A 1,380-nucleotide genomic window follows, 5' to 3' on the forward strand; every position below is an offset into this window, starting at 1 on the left:
CTTCCCTGGACGCCCTTCTAAGAGTCAAGCAGCAATTCTCGACTGGCCAATCTCACGTTGCCGGTGGCGTAAAAGATAGAACAGCTCTCGCGCTATGTAACGTTTTAGACAACGGATAGCTTCCAACTTTGAATGCCCTTCTGTTAGTCGTCTTGCAACGTACTCCTGGGTTTTAACATCAAGCCGAAGCCTGCCGATCGCAATTATGTGCAGTGCACTGTTGGCTGCGCGATCGCCTCCTCGGTTAAGCCTGTGGCGCTGCGTCTTTCCGGAAGATGCCGGTATGGGATTGACCCCGCAAAGCGCAGCAAAACTGGCTTCGGAGCCAAGTCGATCAGGGTTGTCACCTGCGGTAATCAACAGCTGCGCCGCCGACTCATAACCGACAGCTGTTCTTGCAACCAAGTCGGGCGCAAGTTCGTCCACGATGGCCTTGATCATGGTATCCAAGTCCGCGATCTCGTCATGTAGCTCTACATATCGGCGAGCGAGGGACTTCAGGGCTATCCGATAGGCCGTCATGACGTCTCGGTATCCGCCTAGATCGGGACGCGATGATGCCAACGTCCGGATAAGTTGCATGCGCGTCATGCTCCTGAGCTGGTCCCGTAACTCCTCCGGTGCGGAGACAATCTGGGTTTGAATCATCTGAAGCGCTACCCTGCGGGCTGCGATCGCTGTCTTTCGACAGACTTTCAGAACACGCAAGGATTCAACCATGCCGTCACGTGTCTTCGGTGTTACCGTACGAATGCCCGCAAAGGCCGCGTGCGCAGCATTCTCAGCATCAATGCTGTCGTCTTTGCCCCGCTTGCGGCGGACGGATTTATCGGGACTTGTAACCTCCAGAGTCGTGATGCTGGCCTGCTGTAAATAGCGCAACAGACCCGCGCCATAGGTTCCTGAGCATTCAATCCCTATTCTGGTGACGTCGCCAAAGCTGCGCATCCACGCCAACATGGTTTTATAACCATGGCGCGTCGCTGGAAAGGTGTTTGTTCCGAGAACCTGGTCATGACCATCAACCGCGGCAGCAACATGCAGATCTTTATGGGTATCAACACCACCGACAATCACCGGGCGAACATCCTGCTGTAAAGACATGACGAAGCTCCTGGCTATCTATTTGAAGATGGCTTCACCATGCACGATAGCCTGGACACGACAGTAACGAGACAGGCTGTCAGGCCCTTCTTGAGTCACATGCATCGGCGGGGTGAAACCCCTGCCGCTAGGTGTTCTCGGAATTCCGACAGGTCCAGGGAAAGACACATATCTGGGTCGATCGGAGTGCGGGTCAGGAAACCCGAGAACACTTGCGACACCCAGTATTTCAAGTTGAGCCAAAATCAGAAATACCCGGCACTGACAGTATTACTA

1 protein-coding gene is annotated in these 1,380 nt (G+C 54.3%); it reads right to left on the bottom strand.

Annotation, left to right across the window (positions count from 1 at the left end; genetic code table 11):
* Positions 1-24: 24 nt before the first annotated feature.
* Positions 25-1,104 carry an IS110 family RNA-guided transposase gene (locus tag GJU83_RS18925; protein WP_069185208.1) on the bottom strand — a complete coding sequence of 360 codons (1,080 nt, stop codon included), beginning with the start codon at positions 1,102-1,104 and terminating at the stop codon, positions 25-27.
* Between the last annotated feature and the right edge of the window lie 276 nt (positions 1,105-1,380).

Origin of the sequence: Marinobacter salsuginis, assembly GCF_009617755.1 — a bacterium.
GTDB classification, from domain to species: domain Bacteria; phylum Pseudomonadota; class Gammaproteobacteria; order Pseudomonadales; family Oleiphilaceae; genus Marinobacter; species Marinobacter salsuginis.